The 18652-nt window shown below is 54.9% G+C and carries 16 protein-coding genes and 1 pseudogene; 10 read left to right on the top strand and 7 right to left on the bottom strand.

What is annotated here, in order from left to right; all coding sequences use genetic code 11:
* Positions 1-11: 11 nt before the first annotated feature.
* Positions 12-287 carry a hypothetical protein gene (locus tag ACZ9IL_RS03825; RefSeq protein WP_476002305.1) on the top strand — a complete coding sequence of 92 codons (276 nt, stop codon included), beginning with the start codon at positions 12-14 and terminating at the stop codon, positions 285-287.
* A gap of 145 nt (positions 288-432) precedes the next feature.
* Here ACZ9IL_RS03825 and ACZ9IL_RS03820 read toward each other — a convergent pair whose 3' ends face one another.
* Together ACZ9IL_RS03820 and ACZ9IL_RS03815 are read right to left on the bottom strand one after the other, a co-directional pair.
* Positions 433-720 (bottom strand): hypothetical protein, encoded by a 288-nt coding sequence (locus tag ACZ9IL_RS03820; protein WP_476002304.1) that lies wholly within the window; start codon positions 718-720, stop codon positions 433-435.
* A gap of 172 nt (positions 721-892) precedes the next feature.
* A complete protein-coding gene (locus tag ACZ9IL_RS03815) occupies positions 893-1903 on the bottom strand; it encodes a sensor domain-containing diguanylate cyclase (protein WP_476002303.1) in 1011 nt (336 codons plus the stop codon).
* 1143 nt (positions 1904-3046) lie between these two features.
* Here ACZ9IL_RS03815 and ACZ9IL_RS03810 point away from each other — a divergent pair.
* Entirely contained in the window at positions 3047-4855 is a 1809-nt protein-coding gene (locus tag ACZ9IL_RS03810) for an ATP-dependent nuclease (protein WP_476002302.1), read from the top strand.
* A 203-nt stretch (positions 4856-5058) separates the two neighbouring features.
* The gene (locus ACZ9IL_RS03805; protein WP_476002301.1) at positions 5059-5595 is read left to right on the top strand and encodes a hypothetical protein; all 537 of its coding nucleotides are present in this window, start codon (positions 5059-5061) and stop codon (positions 5593-5595) included.
* A gap of 549 nt (positions 5596-6144) precedes the next feature.
* Here ACZ9IL_RS03805 and cysS read toward each other — a convergent pair.
* Positions 6145-7521 carry a cysteine--tRNA ligase gene (gene cysS / locus ACZ9IL_RS03800; RefSeq protein ID WP_476002300.1) on the bottom strand — a complete coding sequence of 459 codons (1377 nt, stop codon included), beginning with the start codon at positions 7519-7521 and terminating at the stop codon, positions 6145-6147.
* A 211-nt stretch (positions 7522-7732) separates the two neighbouring features.
* Between cysS and ACZ9IL_RS03795 the strand changes: the two genes are divergently transcribed.
* From ACZ9IL_RS03795 to ACZ9IL_RS03780, 4 genes are all read left to right on the top strand, one after another.
* Positions 7733-8230: a peptidylprolyl isomerase gene (locus tag ACZ9IL_RS03795; protein WP_476002299.1), complete on the top strand. Its 498-nt coding sequence runs from the start codon at positions 7733-7735 to the stop codon at positions 8228-8230.
* Positions 8220-8900, top strand: coding sequence for a DUF4269 domain-containing protein (locus tag ACZ9IL_RS03790; protein WP_476002298.1), 681 nt, complete (start codon positions 8220-8222; stop codon positions 8898-8900). Before ACZ9IL_RS03795 ends, ACZ9IL_RS03790 begins: the two co-directional genes overlap by 11 nt.
* Positions 8901-8913: 13 nt before the next feature.
* Positions 8914-9639, top strand: a complete 726-nt coding sequence (gene lpxH / locus ACZ9IL_RS03785) for a UDP-2,3-diacylglucosamine diphosphatase (RefSeq protein WP_476002297.1) — start codon at positions 8914-8916, stop codon at positions 9637-9639.
* A 124-nt stretch (positions 9640-9763) separates the two neighbouring features.
* Complete coding sequence (locus tag ACZ9IL_RS03780; RefSeq protein WP_042640363.1) at positions 9764-10012, top strand: GlsB/YeaQ/YmgE family stress response membrane protein; 249 nt, start codon at positions 9764-9766, stop codon at positions 10010-10012.
* Between the two features lie 108 nt (positions 10013-10120).
* On the opposite strand, the gene ACZ9IL_RS03775 is transcribed toward ACZ9IL_RS03780, so the two are convergent.
* The 3 genes from ACZ9IL_RS03775 to ACZ9IL_RS03765 form a co-directional block, all read right to left on the bottom strand.
* Complete coding sequence (locus ACZ9IL_RS03775) at positions 10121-10408, bottom strand: putative quinol monooxygenase (protein WP_476002296.1); 288 nt, start codon at positions 10406-10408, stop codon at positions 10121-10123.
* 251 nt (positions 10409-10659) lie between these two features.
* The gene (locus ACZ9IL_RS03770) at positions 10660-11367 is read right to left on the bottom strand and encodes an Ig-like domain-containing protein (RefSeq protein WP_476002295.1); all 708 of its coding nucleotides are present in this window, start codon (positions 11365-11367) and stop codon (positions 10660-10662) included.
* Between the two features lie 1282 nt (positions 11368-12649).
* Entirely contained in the window at positions 12650-12820 is a 171-nt protein-coding gene (locus ACZ9IL_RS03765) for a glutathione S-transferase family protein (protein WP_476002294.1), read from the bottom strand.
* A 641-nt stretch (positions 12821-13461) separates the two neighbouring features.
* On the opposite strand from ACZ9IL_RS03765, the gene ompA reads away from it, so the two are divergent.
* Positions 13462-14478 (top strand): porin OmpA, encoded by a 1017-nt coding sequence (ompA, locus tag ACZ9IL_RS03760; protein ID WP_476005299.1) that lies wholly within the window; start codon positions 13462-13464, stop codon positions 14476-14478.
* A gap of 301 nt (positions 14479-14779) precedes the next feature.
* On the opposite strand, the pseudogene ACZ9IL_RS03755 reads toward ompA, so the two are convergent.
* Positions 14780-15626: pseudogene (locus tag ACZ9IL_RS03755) on the bottom strand (IS5 family transposase).
* Positions 15627-16380: 754 nt separating this feature from the next.
* On the opposite strand from ACZ9IL_RS03755, the gene ACZ9IL_RS03750 reads away from it, so the two are divergent.
* Both ACZ9IL_RS03750 and ACZ9IL_RS03745 read left to right on the top strand, forming a co-directional pair.
* The gene (locus ACZ9IL_RS03750; protein ID WP_476002293.1) at positions 16381-17388 is read left to right on the top strand and encodes a Fic family protein; all 1008 of its coding nucleotides are present in this window, start codon (positions 16381-16383) and stop codon (positions 17386-17388) included.
* Between the two features lie 403 nt (positions 17389-17791).
* Entirely contained in the window at positions 17792-18574 is a 783-nt protein-coding gene (locus tag ACZ9IL_RS03745) for a nuclease-related domain-containing protein (protein ID WP_476002292.1), read from the top strand.
* Positions 18575-18652: the final 78 nt, after the last annotated feature.

Genomic DNA, 18652 nt, shown 5'->3' with positions numbered 1-18652 from the left:
CAGGATCAACCATGAACAATCAAGGAAAGCGGTTAATCGGGATCGCCCTCTGCGCCCTGCTGGCGGGGTGTGGCGACAAGACCACCGGCAAGGCATGCCTGGGGTCCGACAATGACTCCCTGGTCGAAGCCATGCAGGCGCAGTGCAAAGCCGGCGATACGGTGGCCACCAAGCACCCGGCCTATTTCTGCGACTTCCATTACGCCGTGGCCTATAACAATTTCAACTCCGCTATTTGCATCTATTCAGGTGCGCAAAAACTGGAGAGAACCACGGAAAAATCGTAACAAGGCAGAGGGGAACACCATAACATTGCAGAAGTGGCAGACAAGATGCTACTAAAGAGGTGCTTGCGGCCGCCCTCGCCGGTCGAGATAGGCCCGCCCGGAGGCATTTTTGAGCAAAGGGCGGAGAGTCCGGGAAGCGGGGTCGTTACTTGACCCGCATCAGCCGATGGCTGGCACTGCCCAGTTCGAGCTGGATCGCCTGGGAGGGGCGCATGTTGTCCACCTGCTGCACCATGCCCGCGTCGTACCCCTTGCGGATCATCCACTGCATGGGTTCCTCGAAGCTGCCCTCATTGACGATGAAGGTATCGGTGTAGGCGTCATTGACGATGCTGACGACCCAGATGCGCTGCTGAAACTCCGAGAGCTCGGCAACGAGCGCGGCCGCTTTTGCCGCCAGCGCGCGATAACGGCTGATAAACCGGTTTGTCATGGCGAAGGGATCCGGGGGATATGGGGTGGGCATCCTAACATCGATGGCAAAAAAGCGGCAATGGGGGCCTTCACGCCACCCTGTCGGCACATAGCGATGAGCGGCTTGGCAAGGCACAAACAGCCGCCCCTCACTTGCCTCTTCGGTTGCCGGGGCGGCGGACAGCGCCCCCTCAGGAGGCGCGGCGCTGGCGCTTGATCTCGTACATGCTCGCATCGGCCTGACGCAGGGCATCGTCGATGCTGGTATGCATGGGATCGACCGCCACCACCCCCACGCTGGCGCCGGGGTAAGAGAGCCCCTCTGGCGTCAACGGCAGCTGGACCATGCTGTGCTCGAACAGTCGACGCTGGAAGCAATGCACCGCCGCATCGACCGTATCCTCGCCATTGATCGGGCCCATGCCCACGGCGACGAACTCGTCCCCCCCGACCCGCGCCAGCAGATCACCGCTGCGCAGGGCCGACATCAGTTGCCGCGCCACCGTCTGCAACAGCAGATCCCCGGCGTCATGACCGTGGGTGTCGTTGATGGCCTTGAAGCCATCGAGATCGATGAAGGCGAGCAGCACCGGATGACCGGCCCGCTCCGACAGCGAGAACAACCGGCCGAGTTCATGCATCAAGGCCCGGCGATTGGGCAACCCGGTCAGCGGATCACTCAACGCCTGGCGCGACAGCTCGTTGTTGGCCTGCTGCAATTGCTGCAGCAACTGCTCGCGCTCCACATGCTCGGCGATGAGCCGCGCGAAGAAGGCAATCAGCTGCTCCGAGCCAGCCACGCAGGGCCGATGCTCGGCACTGGCGGCGCACAGGGTGCCATAGAGCGAACCCGAGGGCGTGCGCACCGGGCTGCTCAGGTAGGTACGAATGCCGAGCGCCCTGGCCGCCTCGGAATCCCCCCAGCAGTCGGCGACGTTGTCGGTGTACATCCGCCCCTCGTCGATGGCCCGCCGGCACAGGGTGTCGCTCCAGTCCACCGTGATCCCCTCCGGGATCTGCAACCCGGCCACGTTGCGGGCATAGCGGACGCTCTGCTTGCCCTCCCCCAGATCGATTTCGGTGAGGTAGGTCGACTCCAGCCCGGTCACCGCTTCGAGCATCTCCAGCAGCGGCCGGGTCAGCGTCTCCAGATCCCGCGCCTGGGTGACCTGTTCCGACAGAGCCTGCAATATCTTGTCCATGCCTATCTCCCAGCTTGCATGCCATGCCCGCACACCATAGCCAACCCCGGCCTTGCCCGACAAGCGGGAGATGGAGCCGACCAGGGGAAATATCGGCCCGTTCACAGTTTGACGCGTCCACCGCCACGGTCTGACGCCCCGACCCGGTCGCGGCCGTAACTTTGAACCAGCGCAAATATTCATTCATTTCTGACACTTGCATCACTAATTTCATGGATCGAACCCTGCTGGCTCCGTAGGATGGTAGCGGGTGCCCGTTGGCCCCACTTTCCTGATGCCAGGGTCAGCGGCGCATTGTGGTAGCGACAGCCAGGGGCGGCAGCGACGGAATTTGGCCGAATTCCCGGGCCTCGGCGAGGAGCAGTCCCCTCTCCCCTTGCGGGGGAGAGTTAGGGTGAGGGGGTCGCTAGCCTCTTTGGGCATGGCTTCGCCTGTAGGGTCGATTAGCGGAGCGTAATCGGCCACGGTAACGATCCATCTCCCCTTGCGGGAGAGGGTCAGGGTGAGGGGTCGGTAGCCTCTTTTGGCAAGGCTTCGCCATGCAGGACGCGAGGATTCCATCCTCGACGGGGTTTCGCCGCCGCTGCGCGGCTGAGCGAGTGACTTTTCTTTGCGTGGCCAAAGAAAAGTCACCAAAAGAAAGGCCACCCCCGCTTGTTCGCCCTCCTGCGTCGGGTACCCTCGATTCACCCGTTTGTCCAACGGCACGCGCCGATGGGCCATCCCTGGCCCAGCGCCGCTCGCTCGGCATCCTGCCTCGCGGCCTGGACAAACGGACTCACCTCGGCGAACAACAGGGGGCAATACCCAACCCGCAACCCCGAGGCCTGTCAACAGCCCTTGTCTATTCGGGGCAAAGATTGGGAGGGTTGTTATCTCAGAACTGCACTCTCACCCATCCCATGGCCAGACCAGATTGTCGCACCAATGCGGCAGGTGTCATCAATATGGTGGCATAGGTGCAAAAAAATATTTTTAGCAGAGCAGCAAGCGGCACATATCCATATCGGAAAACGGCTTTATATTGAAGGCCTGACAGTGAATTATTCATAGTGATAACGACCTTATTTCTCGAACGCCAGATTACGCTTCGCTAATCGAACCTACGGCTCGAATGACCGACCTATTCATAGGATGCTAAGAGTGAAATTAATAGAAAAAATAACAGTAAAATACTTTCGTTCACTTCACACTATTGAAGTAAAAAACTGTTCTAGTGTTAACGTTTTTTCTGGTAGAAATGATGTTGGAAAGTCCAACCTAATAAAGTCATTGAATCTATTTTTTAATGGGAAGGTTGATTGGGATGAAAATTATGAGTTCTATGATAACTTCTCAACCAAAAGACTTGAAGAGGTTAGAAAAGAAAGCGTAAAAGGAAAACAGTTCATAAGCATAAAAATTGATTTTATAAGACCTGATAACTATAAAGGTAGCCTCCCACCTCGGTTTACGGTAGAGCGTAAATGGTATCGAGATAGCAGAATATATGAAGAGTCACATAATTTGTCCCGTCTCGGTGAAGCGAATAAATTACCATCATCTTTAGTTACAGCTCAGAGAAGTTTATCCATATTTCTAAATAAAATACACTTTGAGTATGTTCCTGCAATAAAAGATAGGGCTTACATTCGTGAGTTACTTTCCCGATTACAGCATTCACTATTAGATATGACTGTTAGTCAAAATGCTGATTTACTGGAAACTGCTACCAAGTTAGCAAGTCATATTGAAGGACAAATAGGTGTGCTCCAAAGTGATTTCAAAGAAGCGACCAATATTCAAACAGCAATCATGCCACCAGCTCAAGTCTCTTCATTATTTCAATCATTTTTAGTTTCTACAAACTCTGAAGATGGTGATATCCCTCTTAAATATAGGGGCGATGGACTTCAATCTAGATATATTGCTTCTGTGCTACATTACATATCTGTCAATTCTCAAAAATTTTATATATGGGGATATGAAGAACCAGAATTAGCCTTGGAATATAGTCATGCGGCACAGATGGCTGATGACTTTATAAAAAAATATGCAGTTAACACACAAATATTTTTAACAACACATTCCCCCGCATTTATTAGTCTAAAAGGTGAAAAAGCAAGATGCTTTAGAGTAACTCAGTTAAGTGGATGTTCAATGGTGAATGATGTAAATTCATCTCAAAACATATCTGATGAGCTAAAAAACGAATTGGGAATAGTTGCTATACAACGAGAAGTACATGACTTTTATTCAAAGCAAATCATTGAACACAATTTGCGCCTCGAACTTGTTTCTTCATTAGAACGTGAAATCTCTTTGCAAAAGAAGTTACTCGTTGTCACTGAGGGTAAAACTGATGCCAAAATTCTCGAGCACGCAAGGAAACATTACTCGTGTGATGCAATCATTCGTTCTTGTGACAATACTAACGATGAGAGCCATTCGCTAGGTGGTGCTAGTGCTCTAGCCAAATTAATTGAATCAATCCATCCAGAAGATAAAAGACCTGTAATTGCCATTTTTGATAATGACGATGAAGGACAAAGAGAGTTTGAAAAACTAAGCAAAAATTTCAAACTTGGGAATACACACCTGCAGACAAAAAAACACATTAACGGCTATGCATGGGCGTTGCTATTGCCTGAGCCTGAATACAGAGCCGGTTTTTCAGATGCCGGATGCTTATGTATTGAGTTTATGTTTAACGAACATGTCTTAAATAGAAAACTTAACAATGGTAAAAAATTAGAAATTGAAGTCATGACCCCACAGTTAAATATAGGCGGACGAAGGTTAAACATTGGCACGGATGTCATAGATTATGATTTTGGTTGTTTTAAAAAAATAAGATCTGGAAAAAACAAGTTTGCAGACGATGTGGTTTCCACATTGCCGGCAGAGGATTTCATATCATTCAAATCTATTTTTGACTTTATTGACGAGATTAATAGAGAATTCTTAAAGTGAAATCAATGATTTAATATCTCGCCTCTCTAATAACAAGTCAATCTTGAATTAATAGCACACTAAAAAAGTAGACATGTCATTATTTACCACCATACATACACTTAGCTTATTAGGTATCACAGGGTACGTTTAACACCTTCCCGCGATTGATGTTCTATACATTCAAAATCCACCGAAACTATAAATCATAAAAAGAGCACTATATGAACCGCACTTTAATATTAAGCGTTAGCATTATTCTATCCGCATCAATTTTTAGCATTGACAAGATAAATAGCTATATCGACTCCAAGAATATTCTCCCGTTGGTGTCTGGTAAGGTCAGACTGGGAAAGGTGTATAGAGAAAATGTAACCTCCACATATGAAGTCACATTGAATGGTTCTAAAGAACCTATAATTTCTATAAATGCAAAAACTACAGATCTATACAACAGAGTGTATGACGACTTTACACAAACACTTGAACAAGTGAATGAAGAGCGTAAAAGGGAGAAAAAGGAAGAACTTTCACATGATAATGCTTCATGGAACAAAAATGCACATATAAAAATTACCACGCAAGTTACTTACCAGTCTGAATTTCAACCAAATTTCGTTCTTACAATTGATGAAACAAACATAGAACATATAGCAAATGACAAATCATCTAAGAACATCATAGGTTATATTGAAGAGCTGAAAAATTACGCATCCAGAATGGCATCAAAATATGAGTTACAAAACTCATTCATAAATTAAATCCTCTAAAAAACCGCAGCCTTGAGCTGCGGCTTTTATTTCTATTCCCCAAACACTTTTTCACTCAAACCAAAGCCCTATTTTCCCAACCACTTACACTGCTCTCCCCTTTCAGCGGAAAAGGCGATTAACATGAATGCTAAAGTCACGGGCGGGCACGGTATTGGTTCCCCCTGCAAACCGCCGAGTCGAGTTCAACGGGTCAGGAGCGCCATCAGGGATGATGGCGCAGCCGCAGTCGGCACAGGGATGTGCCGTCTGCGGCGCTCCGTCCGACCCGTTGGACGAGACGAGGGAACCTGCGAAGCGGGCGTTTGCCGGGGGAAAAGACTTTTGGTGACTTTTGGTCTTTCAAAAGTCACTCGCCTCAGCCCGAAGGGCGGGCGAAACCCCTTCGAGGGCAGAGCCCTCGCGTCCTGCATGGCGAAGCCATGCCAATCAGGAGAGAGGGAACGTGTCAGCCCTCCGGCCGACCACAAAAAAACCGCAGCCCAAGGGCTGCGGTTTTTTTATTGGGTCAACCGGTTGGCTCTCACAGAGCCACCGGCGTTAGGCACGGCGCCAGCTGGTCTTGCCGGCGCTGTCTTCCAGCACTATGCCCATCTCGGTGAGGCGGTTGCGGGCGGCGTCGGCCGCGGCCCAGTTCTTGTCGGCGCGGGCCTGATTGCGCTGGGCGATCAGTTGCTCGATCTCGGCCACTTCGTCATCGGCTTCGTTGCCCTTCAAGAAAGCGTCCGGGTCTTGTTGCAGGATGCCGAGCACGGCGCCGAGTTCGCGCAGACGGGCACCGAGACCGGCGGCCACGCTCAGGTCTTCCGACTTCTGGCGGTTGATCTCGCGCACCAGATCAAACAGGGCGGAGTAGGCTTCCGGGGTGTTGAAGTCGTCATCCATCGCCTCCTTGAAGCGAGCCACCTGCTCCTCGCCACCGGCGGCGGGGACCACGGGCAGGTCGCGCAGGGCGGTGTACATGCGCTCCAGCGCGGCGCGGGCCTGCTTCAGGTTGTCTTCCGAGTAGTTGAGCTGGCTGCGATAGTGGCCGGACATCAGGAAGTAACGCACGCTCTCGGCGTCGTAGTGGGCCAGCACATCGCGGATGGTGAAGAAGTTGCCAAGGGACTTGGACATCTTCTCTTTGTCCACCATCACCATGCCGCTGTGCATCCAGGTGTTGACGTAGTCGCCACCGTGAGCGCAGCAGGACTGGGCGATCTCGTTCTCGTGGTGCGGGAACTGCAGATCCGAGCCGCCGCCGTGGATGTCGAAGTGGTTGCCAAGGTGCTTGGAGTTCATGGCGGAGCACTCGATGTGCCAGCCGGGACGACCCGGACCCCAGGGGCTGTCCCAGGTCGGCTCGCCGGGCTTGGACATCTTCCACAGCACGAAGTCGAGCGGGTTGCGCTTGGCATCCACCACGTCGACCCGGGCACCGGCCTGCAGTTGCTCCAGATCCTGGCCGGAGAGCTTGCCGTAGTCGGCGAAGGACTCGACGATGAACATGACGTCACCGTTGTCCGCCACGTAGGCGTGATCCTTGGCGATCAGGGTCTGCACCAGCTCGATGATCTCGTGGATGTGCTGGGTGGCGCGCGGCTCGATGTCCGGGCGCACCATGCCGAGGGCATCGAAGTCGGCGTGCATGTCGCCGATCAGGCGCTCGGTCAGATCGTCGCAGGTGACGCGGGTCTCGGCGGCGCGCTTGATGATCTTGTCGTCCACGTCGGTGACGTTGCGCACGTAGTTCAGCTCATAGCCGCGGTAGCGCAGGTAACGGGCCACCACGTCGAAGGCGACGAAGGTGCGGCCGTGGCCGATATGACAGTGATCGTAGATGGTGACCCCACACACATACATGCCCACCTTGCCCGGGTGGATAGGTTTGAATTCTTCTTTTTGACGAGTGAGTGTGTTGTAGATCTTCAGCATCTTATGACCACTGCCTGTGAGTAAAATGGTCTGACATTCTAACCGCATCCGGGGGAGAAAACGAGGCGCAAACGCGCCGGATCTGGCGCTCACGCCATGTCAGCCCTATGCCGGGCGACCTTGTTGGGCTAGAATTGCCACCACTTTATGCCACAACCCATGCAACAGCTGCGAGCCGACTCGTGCTCGCATATCACTGAAAGGACATATCATGGTTACTCTGCACACCAACCACGGCGACATCACCCTGACCCTGAACGCGGAAAAAGCCCCCCAAACCGTGGCCAACTTCCTGCAATACTGCCGTGACGGTCACTATGACAACACCATCTTCCACCGCGTCATCGATGGCTTCATGATCCAGGGCGGCGGCTATGCTCCCGGCTTCGAAGAGAAAGAGACCCGCGCTCCCATCAAGAACGAAGCAGCCAACGGCCTGTCCAACAAGATTGGCACCATCGCCATGGCCCGCACCTCCGAGCCGCACTCTGCCAGCGCCCAGTTCTTCATCAACGTGAACAACAACGACTTCCTGGACTTCAAGTCCCCGACCACCCAGGGCTTCGGCTACTGCGTGTTCGGCGAAGTGACCGCCGGCATGGACGTGGTCAACAAGATCAAGGGCGTCAAAACCGGTAACTCCGGTCGCATGCACCAGGACGTACCGGTTGAGAACGTCGTCATCACCAAGGTCACCCTTGCTGACTGATTGTTGTCTGCTGCGTAGCGATGAAACTGCGGCCCCGGCCGCAGTTTTTCCATCTGCGCGAAACGCCAGCAAGGGCCCGCACTGGCGTCGTCTCGACTACTTGGTCATGGGCAACGAGCGTCAACGCTCGGCCCATGCCCTGCTCGGCGCCGGTCTGTGGGATGAGCTGCTGCCTCTCTGCCAGGATCTGGCACTGGTGAGCACGGTCGCCATCGGGCTCGACAGACCGGGCAGCGATCTCGATATCCTCTGTCAGCATGCCGATCCCGCCGAACTGGCCGCCCGGCTTGCCCGTCAGGGCTGGCAGGCAAGCGACAAGGGGGAGCGGGTGTGGCTCGCCGAGCAGACGCTGATCGGCCCCGATGGCCAAACTTGGCCCGTCGAGCTCTATGTCACTCCCTCCCCTATCGAGACGCTCAACGGTTGGCGCCACCTCGGCCTGATGGCGGCCCTGCTCGAACGCTTCGGTTGGACGTTTTATCGGGCTGTGCTGCACCTTCGCCTCGAGCAAGGGCTCAAGGGAGAGGCGGCAATCTGCCAGTTGCTGGGGCTGCCCGGCGACCCTTATCAGGCGCTACTGGCACTGGAAGGGGTCGATCTGGACCGGCTCATCTGGCAATCTTCTCCCCTCACCCATGTCCTCCGTTTCGAGGACAACCCCTTACCATGACGCCCTGGACCTCATGAGCACCCTCTTTATCAGTGACATTCACTTAAGCCAGACGAGGCCCGATATGACGGCCGCTCTGGTGCACTTTCTGGAGCAGGACGCCCCCGGCGCCGATGCACTCTATGTGCTGGGGGATCTGTTCGAATTCTGGATTGGTGATGACGATCCCAACGCGCTCCACGGCCAGGTGGCCGATGCCTTTCTCGCGCTGAGCCAGCAAGGGGTACCCATCTACTTCATCCACGGCAACCGCGACTTCCTGCTGGGCCGCCAGTTCGCCAGACGCGCAGGCATGACCCTGCTCGGTGACCCCTGCATCATCGATCTCTACGGCGAGCGGGTGCTGCTGAGCCACGGCGATTTGCTCTGCACCCAGGATGTCGACTACCAGAAATTTCGCCGCATCACCCAGCTGACATGGCTGCGCTGGCTGTTCCTGCGCCTGCCCCTCGGTCGCCGCCAGCGCATCGCCTGCAAGATGCGCGGTAAAAGCCAGCTGGAGAATGCCAGCAAGCAGCCGTTCATCATGGATGTCACCCCGGCGGCGGTGGACGAGATGCTGCGATCGCACGGCTGCCGCACCCTTATCCACGGTCACACCCACAGACCCGCCATTCACGACTTCAGCCTGGACGGCAAGCCCGCCCGCCGCATCGTGCTGGGAGACTGGTTCGAGCAGGGATCTGTCTTGATCTGCTCGCCGGCAGGGCCGCGACTCGAGACCCGTTCACTCGCCTGACAGGATCAAAAGATCGGGGAGATGAGTTCTCATATGACCATTTCTGACCGACGAGCGCCCCGCCCGCGATACAATGCGATCCGCCGCGTATACTCTAGAGCTCTCACACAGCGAGGATGAAGCAATGGGATTTATTACCTGGATTGTATTGGGATTGATCGTCGGCATCTTGGCCAAATGGATCATGCCGGGCAAGGATGGCGGTGGCTTCTTCATGACGGTGATCCTGGGAGTGATCGGCGCCATGGTGGGCGGCTACGTCAGCACCCTGCTGGGGATGGGAACCGTCACCGGTTTCAATCTGCCGAGCATTCTTATCGCCACCGTCGGCGCCTTGATCGTGCTGTTTATCTACAACAAGGTACGCAGTTAAACCACCAAGTGTTCCCCTTACAGCACAAACTGTGTGTGCCCCCGCTGGGCCAGGATCCGAAACCATGGGTTTCGGATTTTTTATGGGCGCACCGCGGCGCCGGCCGGATCAGGCGAGCGCATCCATCAGCAGATAGGTGCCAGGCTGCCGTTGATGCCGATCGATCTGCGGCAGCAGCCGCCTGAAATGCTCGGTGGCGCAGTGCGCATCCAGTGCGGCCCTGTCGGGCCACGGCTCCACGAATACGAAGTGCCCGGGATCTTTTTGATCGATGCACAGCTCATAAGAGATGCACTGCGGCGCGGCCCTGGTCCGCTCCACCAGCGTCCGATACAGCGGCATGAGCTCCTCGATACGATCCCGCTTGATAACATCCTGCGCGATGACGTTCAGCATGAGCAACCAGCCCCTTGTTTTGCCTGACGACGAATCCAGGAAGCCGACTCTAGCCCAGCCCGCAACCCGAAGCGACCCCTTTGAGCCACGTGGAGAGCACTACGATGACAACGCCCGGAAAGGCGCGCGGCGTGACCGGCAGGGGCTGCAACGTAAAGTGAAACGAGGGGGATCAGGGGAAAGAGTGGCAGAGCCGATGCCCTGCCGTCATGGTCACACTGGTAGGCTAGCCCCCGTTACCACGACGTCAGTCACGGGGTCACGGTCAAGTCGGCAGTGGCAGTGAAGTTCTGCCCATTGAGTATCCCGCTCGCGCTAATGGTGGTTGTGCCCACCCCCACGGCACTGGCGACCCCTTTGCTGCTGGCCGTGTTGCTGACGGTGGCCACCGCCTCATCACTGCTGTTCCAGTTCAGGGCCGGGTTGTAGGTCAGGTCGATGACACTGCCATCGGAGAGTGTCGCCTTGGCGGCAAAGACGGTCGTCACTATTGTTTGTGACGCCGAGGGCGCTATGCTGGAGGCGGTCGCCGGGGTGAGAACCAGATCGGTGACCACGGCATCCGTCACCTCCAACCGGGCGCTGGCCTCAAATACCCTGCCGTTCCCGGTACTCGTGGCTGTGATGCTGGCAACCCCTGCCCCGACGGCGGTCGCGCGGCCCGTCGCATCGACAGTGGCGATGCTGGCATCACTGCTGCTCCACTGCACGCTCACATCAGCGGGCGGCTCTGCTATCGCGCCATCGCTCAGGATGACCCTGGCAATCAGCTGTTGTTGTAATCCTGCCGGGATGCGGCTGTCTGAGGGGGTGACTTGCAGGCTGGTGAGCTGGGTGGCGTCTGTTCCATTACCTCCCCCGCTCCCGCTGGGCACGGGCACCATGGTTTCGGTATCACAACTGCCTAAAAGCAGCGCCATCGTGCTGAAGAGCACATATTTCACATTGAGCACACTCATAATGGATTCCTTGGGGTTTGTGTTCGTTCAATTTGCGTCCCTGTCTGGTCTGATTTTGTTGCTGTACAAGCGAGAGCCTCCTTGGTGATAAAGCGTCAAGCGTATGACAGCTTCCGCCGCTCCGCGCGCAAGGAAAGGCGCTAAAAATGAGGCATTCCAGGAGTCCTGACCCCGCTCGGCGGTCAGCTGCTGACAGCCTGATTGCCAACCGACGCCCCCCTTTCTGCCGTGACATCGAGCCCCTGCCACTGAGGTTCTGCGCTATCAGATTGATTAGGTGGGATCTGGCTTGATCGAGGCGGCGGTAAGTGGCGCGGGTAACGGCCAGAGTGCATTGCCTCGACTGAGGCCCTATACGCCATGCCAAGTCCGCAACAGGCAGCTGAGTATTTTTTGTTCTATCCGGCCATGCCGTCCACCGATATTGAATTGGAAAGTCTCAGCTGGGCCGCTGATAGGGTGACGGGGTGACGGTGCCTCACCTTCGGTGGCGAGCGGCGTCTGTGCTCGCGGTGCATCGGGATTGCGTGCTCGACCGCCCCTTCGCAGAGATCTCGGCATGCCACTGACTCAAGATCTGTTTTCTGACGGCCATCATCCCCCTTGCAACCAGTGCGATGAGTGGCAGCAGCCGGGGCTCAGGCTGTGTGTGGCTCGGGTTTGCAGCCTGTATGAGAGGGGTTGGCTGGGCTAAACTCAGCATTGTCTTGTCCAGTTCGACCGATTTGTCCAGCCCGGCCACTGGGCAAGCGCGCAGTAGAGGACATGGTCATGAAAAGCTGGAAAATTTGCCTGATTGCGGCCCAATTGATGCTGGCCGCCTGTGCGTCGTCCGGGGGCTCGAGCCCTCCCCCAATGGGTGATGGTGGCAGCAATGGCGGTGGTGGCGGCATGGGGGGAGGCGGTAGCTACTTTACCAACCCATCTGCAGCCCCCTAGCGCATCTTCGCACAGCCCCCTGAGAGTACGACAAGCGCCGGCAGTGAGCCGGCGCTCACGGCCCTGCCAATCACGACCCAGCGCATGATGGGCGGCATCAAGGTCTGCAGGCTATCAGAACCTGACGCTGGCCATGTTCAGCCCCTTCCACTCCTACACCACTCGCCTTAAGGCGTGCCATTGTTTCCATACAGGCGAAAAATCGGTCGACGGCTCAGCCGCGGGTAGTCGTCACTCACTACCGGCAGGGGCGATCGAAGGGAGTTTCAAACCCGCGATTGACCGACAGACCGATGGGAATGTCTGCCAGCGAGAAGTCGCTCCCCGCGGCGCAAGCAGCGGTCTACTCGAGCTGTCGCGCCAGGATCTGCATATGCCTTGACCATTGCGCACAGCCCGCGGTGAGCGCCTCACCGTCCTGATGGGAGGATGACTGCCTGACCAGCGCCATGAAGGCGTAGCACCAGGCACTGTTCAAGTCCGATGCCTGCCAATCGATCCATTGATCGACCATCGTCCTCGCCTCGGTTGGATAGAGCGCGCCGCCAGATAACGGATGATGGTGTTCGACTCCCACAGCGTGAAGTCGCCATCCTAGATCACAGGCACCATGGCGTTCGGATTCAACGCCAAAAATGCGGCGCTATGGATGGATTGGAAACCCGGGGCGATTCACAATGTCTTGACCGTCGTGCAGCATTTCACATCTCCAGCGCACAAGAAACTCAGCAATGATCGAACCTTGTTCGGATAATGCAAAAAGGGGGGATACAACGGTATCCCCCCTTTTTTGTTTCTCTCTTTTCCTTTATTAAAAATAACTATCACTGGCACATATTTGCGACTAAATCGTTTGTTTATTCACCGCCAAAATCCACCTGTAAACTTATCATTCCACCCATATATAGGTCCAAAACTTGATCGGCATGATTCTAATCCATACATTAGCGGTACTTGTTAGATATTGGATGATCAAATACAAGTGCTTATTGTTCGGGGTTTTCTACAGAAAAGGATCTCGTTATATCCCCCATTAACCATCCGTTGTTATTCAAGCGCCCGTGAATCGTAGCCTGAAAGGCTAGGTTGCGATCAATTTAAAAAGTGTGCGCGACGCTCGTAACAGAGCGACTCAAAGAGGATTAAATAATGAAAATGAAAATAATACCTACCCTGATTACTCTGGCCATCGCCGCCATGGGAACCACCACAGCTCAAGCCACCGATGACTGGTACTTCGGTGCGGGTGTCGGTGCCGCCCACTTCAACGGTCTGGACAACCTGGCCATTGACGGTACAGCAGACGCCGCCGCCGCTAACGCATTTGCTGGCTACAACTTCAACGAAACCTTCGGTGCCGAGTTGGGTTACCAGTACGCTGGCCGTGGCAGCACCGATGGTTCTGCTTATCAAAATCAGGGCATGACCCTATCCGGTCTCGCCCGTCTACCCTTGGGTAATGATTTCTCACTATTCGGTGAAGCTGGCGCTTACTGGGCTCACACTCATGGTCTGAACCGTCAAGACTCCAAGGTCGCTCCACTGGCCGGTCTGGGCGTAACCTACAAGCTGAACGATGCGGTAGATCTGCAAGCACGCTACCGCTATATGTGGGAAGTGGCGGATCTGCACGGTACCACTAATGCTGGGAATGCAGATTACAAGTCCAACCAGAGCGTAGCCACCCTGGAAGCGGTATACCATCCATTCAGGACTTCCTATGTAGAACCGGCTCCAGCTCCGGTGGTTTCAGAAGCCCCGGCCCCACAAGTTATAGAGAAGGATTTTACTCTGAGTTCCGACGTGCTGTTTGCCTTCGGCAAGTCCACTCTGAAACCGGAAGGAACCGACGCTCTCAACGCCCTGTATCAGCAGATCGTTGACGTCCAGCCCAAGGATGGCAGCGCTGTGGTCGTGGGTTACAGTGACCGCATCGGCTCCGATGCCTCCAACCAGAAGCTGTCCGAAGCACGTGCCCGTACCGTAGCCAACTTCCTGGTCGGCAAGGGTCTGCCAGCTGGTAAAGTGGCCATCGAAGGACGTGGCGAAAGCAACCCGATCACCGGCACCAAGTGCGACGGTGTTAAAGACAAGGCTCAGCTGATCTCCTGTCTGGCTCCGGATCGTCGCGTCGAAGTGCGCGTAACCGGCGTACAGGAAGTTCAGCAGTAATCGATCCATATGCGTGAAAAGGGGATGCCACGGCATCCCCTTTTGTTTTTCCGTTATCCGTTCAAGCCCGCCATACCTATATAATTTAACCCGTTGGGGAAGATGCGAGCCTATTAGATTTAAAAATATCCGTATCACAGATACAAATCGCAAGCCGATAAAAAAAACCGCATCCATTTTGAAGGGAGCTGACAGGAAGTGAAAGATCTTAAAAAGGATCCGATAATCTGCGCGCAGCCTGTGCTGACGCTAGGCTGTGTTCTCAAAATGCTGGTTTTCTGCCCACCAATAGTTCCCGTAATTAACGAAGCCAGAAAGCCAGCCTGATGAAGGCTGCAAAACTTCCCGCCAGCTTTTCATATCTCGTTGAGGATCGGAAAAACTTCTTCAGCCATCCGCAGCTCCGCTCTACCATATTTCGCCTGCGATAACGTGCTTTGCCTAATACCAGTGGGCGGCCCTCATGGTGCCGCTGCTGGTCGCGGAGCTGCGGGATGACCGCTTTTATCCTTCTGCGCCGGAGTTCGGCTCGAAAAGCTCTGCTGCCATAGGCCTTATCTGCGGCAAGATGTGCTGGACAGGTGCGATATCGGCCTGATGAAGTCGCTATCCTTGCCATGACCAACGCACTGGTCGCATATCTGATTTCCGCTGATTGCCCCGGCGAAAGGCAGAACCCCAGCGGCAAACCATGGCCATCGGTGACCAAGTGAATTTTGCTGCCAAAACCGCCACGTGAGCGGCCAAGAGCTTGATTCACCGGCGTGTTTTTTTACGCGCTCCGGCAGCATCTTTGGATGCCCTGACATTGGAGCCGTCAAGGCACCACAGGTCAACGTCGATAAGTCCTTCTTCATTGAGATGCAATTGCAGCGCTTCAAGGATGGCATCGATGCGCCCTGTACTCTGCCAACGTCGAAAGGTGGTGTAGACCGAACTCCATGGGCCGAAACGTTCTGGCAGATCTCGCCAAGGTGCGCCGGTGTGGAGTATCCAGAGAATGCCGTCGAGTACCTGGCGTGGCTCACGAGTAGGGCATCCGCTGATGCGGTGATGCGGTGATGCGGTGATGCGGTGATGCGGTGATGTGGAAACAGGGGCTCGATAACCCCCCATTTTGCATCGGTCAATTGGTAATGACGGGACACTGCATAGGTCATAAGCTTTTGAAAAGACGTGAGTTATACCTTCATCACTTTAAGAGCACCGCCTAGCCATGGGGCGCCCCGAGCTCTACCCGGAACAACCCACCACGGTCAGAGGGTTCAACCCCAGATTGACGGAGCCGACTGGCTGCTCACCCAGGTGGTGCACTATCTAACCGACCAAGGCTACACCAACCGCCTACAGCTCGAAGTGACGTTGGAGGAGCTGCCAGACTAATTTCAGAATGCGAAAAGGGCTCCACAATGTGGAGCCCTTTTCAATCCGCCTGACTACGCACCGAAACATGGCCAGGGAAAAGCGCCGCATGAAGCACGCCATCAAGCAGATGCGGCATCATACAAGAAGGCCGGGTGACTACCCAGCCTGTGCTCGTGTAAGCCCATCAAAAAAACTCTGTCGCCACTCTGTCGCCATTTAGCCAAAAACAAAAAGGCCACTATCGCTAGTGGCCTTCGTAACTCTTTGATTTCAATGGTGCCGAGGCCGGAATCGAACCGGCACGCCTCGAAAAGCGAGGGATTTTAAATCAAGGAGCCTCGCTTGAATCTTATTGCATGAAATAGCAAGTAGATGGAGCGAGTGACACCGCTAATTCACAACGAATGGCACCACGTCATAGGGCATCGCATATCGCTTATCACAGAATTCGCAAAGATACGCCGCCGTGTTGGTCTTGCCCCCGATCTGATAATCTCTGAGCCTTCGCATTTGCAATCGTTTCAGTCGGAGTCCCCCATGGCAGCCTATTCCCCTCCCTTCACCCTGACCCACGCCATGTTGAGCCGGGTGGCGGAGATCGCAGAATTGGTGGGGCAATGGCGCTCGACGCAGAGCTCGCAAGTGCCCATGCTGCGCCGGGAAAACCGGATCCGCACCATCCAGGCATCCCTGGCTATCGAGCACAACACCCTGAGCCTGGATCAAGTCACGGCAGTGATCGACGGCAAACCTGTGTTGGGTCTGCCCCGTGAGATCCAGGAGGTGCGCAATGCATTTGCCGCTTATGAAACAATGTCGACTTGGGCACCTACCTCTTCTGCGGATTTACTCAGGGCCCATGGATGCTTGATGCACGGGTTATGCGATGACGCAGGGCAATGGCGTAGCAGTGGGGTCGGCATCTATCGGGGTGAGCAATTAGTGCATATGGCTCCCCCTGCGACTCAGGTTCCACGCCTGATGGAACAACTGATGCAATGGTTGGCAGAAACAGAGGCCCATCCCTTGATTGCCTCTTGTGCCTTGCACTACGAGTTGGAGTTTATACACCCCTTTTCCGATGGAAATGGCCGTATGGGACGCTTGTGGCAAACGGTGATCTTGAGCCGTTGGCAACCAGTGATGGCCTTCCTGCCGGTGGAAGCGATCATCAAAGAGCGCCAAGAGCACTACTACCACCAATTAAGTCAGGCCGACAGGCTGAGTGACTGCACCGATTTTATTCTGTTTCTGCTAGAGGCGCTGCGAGATGCGTTGACCGAGGCGATTGCCGCACAACCGGCATCACAGTCCACACCGCTGGAAAAAACGCGGGTAGAAACGCCGGTAGAAATGCGGGTAAAAACGCCGGATGCGGTGTTGGCGATCTTGGTGGCTGAGCCGACCTTGACCCTTAAACAAGTAGCCGAGCTGATAGGCAGATCGACCAGCACGGTGGAGCGAGCGGCGGCGGCGTTGGTTAAGGCGGGACGATTACGCTTTGTTGGTCCGCGCAAGGGTGGGCATTGGGAAGTGTTGTCATAGGACAGCTTGCTAATGCCACCGAGAGTGTTACTACAGCCGCCCAGCTTCCGGGTCGCATCAGTAAACATACAACCAGCCAAGTAAACCCAAGCGCAACGAACCCCATTTGCGCACAAAGGGGGCGCAGTAACTCTCTGTTTTATCTCACTAACACCACAAGGTGTAAGATCTCCATTGGGGATAATCAGATACTGTGATACTTGCCCCACATCCCAATGGATAGACTCCTATAGGTCAGCTAACCTGACCTCACCACATCCCCAAAAAGACGCATGAAATGGAATTCTCGTCGCTCGCGGTATCTGTTCTGGCAACTACTGGCTTGTTCTTGTGCCCAATATTCTTATCTGTCGGGACCATCTTGTTAATAAGAAAAAGGCTTCGCTCACATAGGGTCAGCCCGTTGACCGCCGACCTGCTCAGGCCCGCCGGTCACACCCTGCAACAGCAAATCCAGGACCTGCAGATAGACCTCTTTTCCCAAATGCTATTCACGCCATTGACCATGATGATGAGCGGGTTCTACCTCTTGTTACAGAGCTACATCGATAAGAGGGCTATGAGCACGACTGTGATGCTGATTTCCGGGGTCGTTATGCTGGGTCTCTTTATCTATGGCACAACCAAAACTTACAAAATGGCCAACAAGGTTCAGCACCTCAAACTGGGTTATTCCTGTGAACTGGCAGTTGGTCAGGAGTTGGACCAAATCGTTAGGCCCCAACAGCACCCCTATCGGGTTTACCACGATATTCCGTTTGATGGATTCAATATCGACCATTTGATCATCTGCCCTAACGGGGTCTTTGTCATCGAGACTAAAGGCCGCTCCAAACCCATCAACAATGGAGAAAAACAGTTCAAGGTTCGGGTCGAAAATGATGCGCTTCACTTCCCAAACCATGTTGAAAAAGCGCCGCTCGAACAGGTCCGCCGTAACGTCACCACAGTGCGTAACTGGCTCAACAGTGCAACTGGGACCGAAGTCCCGGTAGGTGGAGTCCTGGTTCTGCCTGGCTGGTTTGTGGATTTACGCCAGAAGATCACCTTCCCCTACATCGTCAGTGCCGCTGCACTCCCCAAGCAACTCCCCCAATTTAGGGCAGGCTCACTAGAACTGGCTCAGATTCAGGCCATAGCACACCAAGTAGAGCAAAAAGTACGGGACGTCGCCAAGGCTGGCTAACAGGGCTTGATTGCCAACTGATACTCCATCAGGTGGGAAAACTCCGCCCTCTACTGAATGACCACCGCTGGAAGCTCT

This window comes from Aeromonas sp. TECH754 (assembly GCF_056279295.1).
Note: the sequence above shows the minus strand (reverse complement) of the source record. Positions and strands in the feature narration are given on the sequence as shown.